Raw genomic sequence first — 6,381 nt, forward strand, 5'->3', positions numbered from 1 at the left:
TTACCTCCTTTGCCTTAGTAATTTTTCCATCATATCCTCCCCATAGTCTTCATAGACTTCAGTACAGTTTTCTTTAACTATGTCATAAATCTCATACCATAAAAGGTTGGCTGTCTTTTGAAACTGACTAGACATCTGTACAAATGGAGATGCAATAACTCCTCCCGTAGTAGGATGCTTTCCTAAAAGTCCAAATTGACTTATTGCCTCTTCACATTGAATGTATCTTGCAAAAGCCTGGGAGTAAGATTCTAATAATCTTGGATTTACTAAGTTTTCACAGTTTCTCTGTTTTAACCAACTCCAAGTCTCTTTATATATTTCATCTGCGCCTAATGGTATGCCATTCTTTTGTTTTGCAGATAGATAATCACTAGGTGTTGGCATATCCGTCCCATCAAGAACTGCTCCATCTGGTAAGTCAACTGCATCTATTTCTTCTGGACTAAATGTAGGAATATCATTCATTAGTATTTCTACTTTTTTACCTTTTTCTATTTTTTCAGCAGCAGGCTGTGGTTTCCCTCCTGCTTTTACTCGTCTTCCACCTCTATATGTTCCGTCTTTAGCGATAGTATCACCTCCTAGTTGTTTTATTTCTTTTCTCATGTATGTTATTGACTTTGACTAGTTCTATGTTATAATTAATTTAACAGAACCTCTCCACGCTTAATGTAGATTTTCTACATGCGGACCACGGAGAGGGCTTTTTTATATTAAGGAGAACTTATATGACATTAAAACCTGCTTTAAACTACGAAGATCAAATTACCAAATTAAAAATTGACCATAACTTAAAAATCAAAGATGAAGTTTATGCAACAGAAATTTTGAAAAAAGTAAATTATTACAGACTTTCAGGTTATGGTATTGGTCTTAAAAAATATAATAATAAAGAGCATTATAAGGATCATATTACTATCGAGCATCTCTTTAACCTTTATTGCTTTGATAGCCAATTTAAAAACAACCTCATTAGAACTATTGAGCAAATTGAAATAGAGCTTAGAACACAAATTGCTTATCATCTAGCTATGACGTATGGTTCCGATGTACTTATGCACGAAGATAATTTTATTCATAAAACAAATAAAAAAGGCCAAACCATATATTCCATCATAAATGAGAATCTGAGCAACGAAGTTGACAGGCAAAAGAATAAACCATTTGTTAAACACCACCTAAAAAAATATGATGGAAAGTTTCCAATCTGGGTATCCGTTGAACTCATGTCTTTTGGAAATTTATCTTCTTTGTTTAGTATTCTTAAGGATGAAGATCAAAAAGAAATTTCTAATTATTACAACACAGATCCTAAATATTTAAAAAATTGGATTCTATGTCTCGTTGAAGTAAGAAATATTTGTGCCCATTACACTCGACTTTATAATATGCCTTTAAAAGAAACTCCCCGCCTTTATTCTGAAAACGAACAATATAAGGGCAAGCAAAATAAAATATTCCCCATTCTTTTAATCATAAAGAGAATTTTAAACTCAAACGACCAATGGGAATCCCTTTTAAAAGATTTAGAAAATACCTTTAATAAATACCAAGGATACTTCAACTATAAATTTATGGGTTTTCCTCCTAATTGGAAAGATGTTCTTTAATACCCCCTTTGAACCCGTTTTTTTGTGCGTGAGAGGGCGGCACCGTTGGTAGGGAAATCAGTCGTAGAGATTTGACATCCCCCTCCCCAAGGAAAACTATCCTACAAACCTATCTCCACTCTTTGCATGAATCTTTGAGTGACAAGATTTACAAAGACTCATAAGATTGTCTTCGTTATTTGTTCCACCACGAGAAAGAGGAAGTATGTGATGTACTTCCTCTACCTTTGTCATTCTATTTTCTTTTAAACACATCTCACAAAGCGGGTGCTCTGCTACATATCTTTTTCTAATAACTCTCCACGCTTTTCCATATCGCTTATGAGTTTTAGGATCTCGTTTATATTTTTCATAGTTTCTGTTGTATTCTTTCTCATGTTCTTTGCAGAATCGTCCATCAACTAATTCAGGACAACCTGGATGTGAACATGGTCTCTTAGGTTTGCTTGGCACTCTATCACTCCATAAAGAAAGCCTCGAAGATTAAATCTCCAAGGCTCTTTTAATTATTCTTTTGCTATTCTAACTATACTACAACTACATACTCTCATTCTATCAACTTTACTACATAGATTTAATCGGAATAGAAATCTTTCCTAGTGCATTTCTATGGACATTAAAGCAGTACTGAATTGAGTAATTCATATCTACTGCAATCTGCTCCCAAGTATTAAAACAAAGGTATCTTTTTTCAAGCACTGTTTGTTCCTCTTTATCTTTTAATTCAAAAATCGAATTAGCTATTTCCTTCTTCAAGTCTACCAACTTATCTATATCCCTATTAATCTCTTCTTGGAGATCTATAATCTTTACGATAGTATCTTCAAGTTTTGATGATCCTCTATTAGGACTCTTAGGCATATCGGATAAGGTCGATGTAGCTTTTGTAGCTAGGGCATTTAAACTTTCAACTTGCTCTAGCTTACTGTTGATTCTCTTGTCTAAATAAAAAGCTTGTTTTAAATATTCTTTTGCGTTCATTTCTTACCTCCATATGTTTTGAGGTAAGTTCTCTATAGAACCTCTACTCTTGTATTAATCTTAGCAAATTTTGATAGTGACATTCTATGACATCAACTCTCTAGATTTGCTTTTACTGCATCTATAAGTGCTGCTTGTGTTTTATTCTTATTTTCCAACGCCTTCATCACATCTTCATCAATAGTTCCTTTAGCTAGAATATGATGAATCACAACTGTTTCTTTCTGACCTTGCCTATAAAGTCTGGCATTGGTTTGCTCATAAAGTTCTAAGGACCAAGTGAGAGAAAACCAAATAAGTGTTGAACCTCCAGCTTGTAGGTTAAGTCCATGACCAGCAGACGCTGGATGGATAATGGCTACAGGAATGTTGCCTTGATTCCATTCTTTAAAGTCCTCACTTGTTTTAAGTTCTCTTACATCAAACCTATCTTTTATTCTTTTTAGATCTGACTTATACCAATAAGCAATAAGAACAGGTTTACCATTTGCACCTTCTATTAAATCTTCTAAAGCATCAAGCTTTCTATCATGAATATGAATCATATTTTTATCTTCATCATAAACAGAACCTGATGCCATTTGCAGTAATTTATTAGAAAGGGCTGCAGCATTGACTGCATCTATATCTTTATCCTTAATGCTAACAACCAAGTCTTTTTTTAATGTCTCGTAGATATCTCTTTCTTTATCTGATAGATTTACAAAGACTTCATTGTTTATCTTCTCTGGCATTTTTAGATAGTCTTCAGCTTTCATAGAAACTGTGATATCTGATATCTTTTCATAGATTGCATCTTCAGCAAAAGGCAGTGGCTTGTAGGAATATATGATTGGTCCATTTCTCTTATCTGGTTTGAAGTAGACTTCCCTGTACTTACCAATAAATCTTCCAAGTCTTTGGCCCATATCAAGCAGTCTAAACTCAGCCCATAGGTCCATTAAACTATTGGGAGATGGCGTGCCAGTAAGTCCAACTATTCTTTTTATCTTTGGTCTAACTTTCATCAAAGCTTTAAACCTCTTTGACCTATGAGACTTAAAAGATGATAATTCGTCAATTACAATCATATCGTAGTTGAAGGGTAGTTCGCTCTTATTTATTAGCCAGTCTACATTTTCCCTATTGATTAAATAAATATCTGCTTGTTCTTCTAATGCTTTTATTCTTTCTTTTTCACTACCTATGACCACTGAATATTTTAAGATATCAAGATGGGACCATTTTTCTATTTCTTCCTTCCATGTATCTCTAGCAACTCTTAATGGTGCTATTATTAGAACTTTAGAAATTTCAAAAGAATCAAAGAGTAAGTCTTTTATAGCTGATAAGCTTATGACTGTCTTACCGAGACCCATATCTAGTAGAAGTGCAGATTCTTTATTTTCTTTTATAAATTCAATAGCATAGTTTTGATATTTATGTGGAGTGTATTCCAATTAGTCACCTCCAATCCTCTTTATTATTTCATCAATGTTTTCTTTTGAGTCAAGAACATAAACCTTAAAACCTAAGTTTTTAAATTGCCTTATTCTCCTTTTCTGAATTGGTCTTGGTTCTCCTCCAGGTCTTTTTGTTTCCACAAATCCAATCTTTCCTTTAGGTAGAAGTATTATCCTGTCTGGTATTCCCGTCATTGAAGGAGATGTAAATTTAAGACAAAGACCACCATGGGGTTTTACCTTGTCGACTAAGGCTTTTTCTATTTCATTTTCTAACATATAAACCTCTATTTTTAGCCATTGTGCAAGTCGTGAAACTCTATTATATAACCTTTATATATAACTAAAATTTAATTTACTTACTATATAATAGTTATATATATGACATTCACGACCTGCACTTCTTGTATTTTTACACAAAATCTGACTTTAATTTAAGTCCATTAATCACAATTCCTTGATTAGTTTTTCTCCTCATAAATCCATTGGATGAAAGAGCAGAATAAAAATCTGTTGTAGACCTTACATAATCTCCAGTTCTTAAACAATAGGCTCTATATTCTTGATAGACTTCTCCAGACTTTTCTTCATAGGATGAATCAATCTCACAGCACTCATTTAAGAAATGCTTGAACCAGTTATTCGATTCTTTATATTCATTGATGGCATCTGCTACTTTTTTAGGTAGGCTGAATTTAAAATCTTCATCAATAGCCTTTTTAGCACCCTCGATTAACCACTTGAGAACTGCTCCCCCAGCCTTATCTACTAAATAATCAGTGTAGTTTTTAATATCACTACTGCCCTCTATCTTTGCCTCAAATGGAATTACAATGAGTCTTCTCCAGGTTCCTTCATCTAAGGCACCCACCTTTGGTAGGTGGTTAGTATATAGGACAAGGGTATGAGAAGGTATGAACTTGAATGGATCTCGATATTTTTTCTCTGCTACAATCTCATCTGTAGAACAAAGCTGTTTAACATTTGAAGTATTTAACCTTAATCCTTCTTGAAGTTCAGCTGCAATTAAAAGCCTTTTACCTCTTGTTTCAGCAAGTTCTGGCTTGGCATTTCTCTTAGAATTAACTGTAAGAATATCTGCTGAGATTGACCCACTATATAGATTAAGAACTCTTGAGATAGTATTCCAAAAGGTAGACTTTCCATTTCTTCCATCACCATAAGCTATAATGAGAGCCTCAATATATACTTTTCCAATAAGAGAAATTCCTGCTACTTTCTGAACGTATTCTATAAGTTCACTATCTTTTACAAAAAATGTCTCTAAGGCATCAAGCCATATATCCATATTTTCATCACTTGGATCTACAGATGTTTCTTTTGTTATATAGTCTTCTGCCTTATGGTCTCTACACTCTCCAGTTTTCAAATCTACTGTAAAAGATGGTGTATTAAGCAAGAACTCATCCGTATCAAGTTCTCTTTGGTCTATTTCTAACATTGGCTTTGATTCTTTTAAAGTTGCATGAATAGCTCTGGTGTCCCCTCGTTTTACTGCATATTTCTTATATGCCTCAAGCGAAGTTAATTTATAGTATATGGATTTTTGACTTTTATCAAAAACCTCCATTGCTTTTTTCTCACTCATTGAAGACATGATATCTCTAATTCCCGATTTCTTAATATCTTCATCCATTTTTAAGAGTTCATTGTCTATTTCCTCTATCTGTTTTAACACTAAATCTTGAGAATATCCTTGTGCTTTTAGTTCAGATTCCTCCCAGTAAGAGTCGTTGTAAACAAGAAAACCTGTAGAAGGAGAAAAACGAATTCTATCTTGGTATTCTCTTACAAAAACTTCTGCTTGACCTATGTCTGAAAATTCAGAAGGCCTTAAATTTATGCCTTCAGTGTATTCTTCAGGTGGAACATAATCTTCACTTGCAGCTACCTTTTTATAGAATTTGCAAGCAGACCTCCATATTTGTTCTAGTTCATCATCTGGAAGTGGTGGTGAGCAAAGACTGGCTTTTTTATCAAATAGTTCTCTCGCCTCATTTGTATTTCCATATCGAATTAGAACCCTACCAGCGAAATGATTCACAGTTGAATTTCTAGAGCCTTGCTGAATCAAGTCTTGAGAATTATCAAAATCCTCAAAGTCATCTTTTAGGGTTTCTGTTACATATTTTCTTCCCCTAACTATTTCAACAGCAGGATTCTTAACTCCAAAGAAAAACCTCGCTCCATCTAAGGCATTTCCATCAAAGAAAGTATAAGTCTCTGCCAAGCTTTCTTTTATTCCTACATATTCAGCTAAATTTGTGATCTTAGGAATTGGAAAATATATGTGCATTCTTGGTCTTGCAGCTTTTCCATTTTTT

At 33.7% G+C, this 6,381-nt stretch carries 7 protein-coding genes; 1 reads left to right on the forward strand and 6 read right to left on the reverse strand.

Annotated elements, in window-relative coordinates:
- The gene (locus PEPTYR26121_RS08765) at window positions 1–609 is read right to left on the reverse strand and encodes a P27 family phage terminase small subunit (protein ID WP_180501047.1); all 609 of its coding nucleotides are present in this window, start codon (window positions 607–609) and stop codon (window positions 1–3) included.
- 122 nt (window positions 610–731) lie between these two features.
- Here PEPTYR26121_RS08765 and PEPTYR26121_RS08770 point away from each other — a divergent pair, with 122 nt between their 5' ends.
- Entirely contained in the window at window positions 732–1,613 is an 882-nt protein-coding gene (locus PEPTYR26121_RS08770; protein WP_019192403.1) for an Abi family protein, read from the forward strand.
- A gap of 96 nt (window positions 1,614–1,709) precedes the next feature.
- Here the strand turns inward: PEPTYR26121_RS08770 and PEPTYR26121_RS08775 are convergent, their stop codons facing one another.
- The 5 genes from PEPTYR26121_RS08775 to PEPTYR26121_RS08795 form a co-directional block, all read right to left on the reverse strand.
- Window positions 1,710–2,066, reverse strand: coding sequence for an HNH endonuclease (locus PEPTYR26121_RS08775; RefSeq protein ID WP_180501049.1), 357 nt, complete (start codon window positions 2,064–2,066; stop codon window positions 1,710–1,712).
- A gap of 111 nt (window positions 2,067–2,177) precedes the next feature.
- Window positions 2,178–2,594 carry a DUF1492 domain-containing protein gene (locus PEPTYR26121_RS08780; RefSeq protein ID WP_148466062.1) on the reverse strand — a complete coding sequence of 139 codons (417 nt, stop codon included), beginning with the start codon at window positions 2,592–2,594 and terminating at the stop codon, window positions 2,178–2,180.
- Window positions 2,595–2,686: 92 nt separating this feature from the next.
- The gene (locus PEPTYR26121_RS08785; protein WP_180501050.1) at window positions 2,687–4,033 is read right to left on the reverse strand and encodes a DEAD/DEAH box helicase; all 1,347 of its coding nucleotides are present in this window, start codon (window positions 4,031–4,033) and stop codon (window positions 2,687–2,689) included.
- Window positions 4,034–4,315: a VRR-NUC domain-containing protein gene (locus PEPTYR26121_RS08790; protein ID WP_176269522.1), complete on the reverse strand. Its 282-nt coding sequence runs from the start codon at window positions 4,313–4,315 to the stop codon at window positions 4,034–4,036.
- A 133-nt stretch (window positions 4,316–4,448) separates the two neighbouring features.
- The coding region (locus PEPTYR26121_RS08795) for a phage/plasmid primase, P4 family (protein ID WP_180501052.1) at window positions 4,449–6,381 on the reverse strand (1,933 nt) is incomplete at its 5' end.

It is taken from the genome of Aedoeadaptatus nemausensis (genome assembly GCF_903819165.1).
Lineage (GTDB): Bacteria > Bacillota > Clostridia > Tissierellales > Peptoniphilaceae > Aedoeadaptatus > Aedoeadaptatus nemausensis.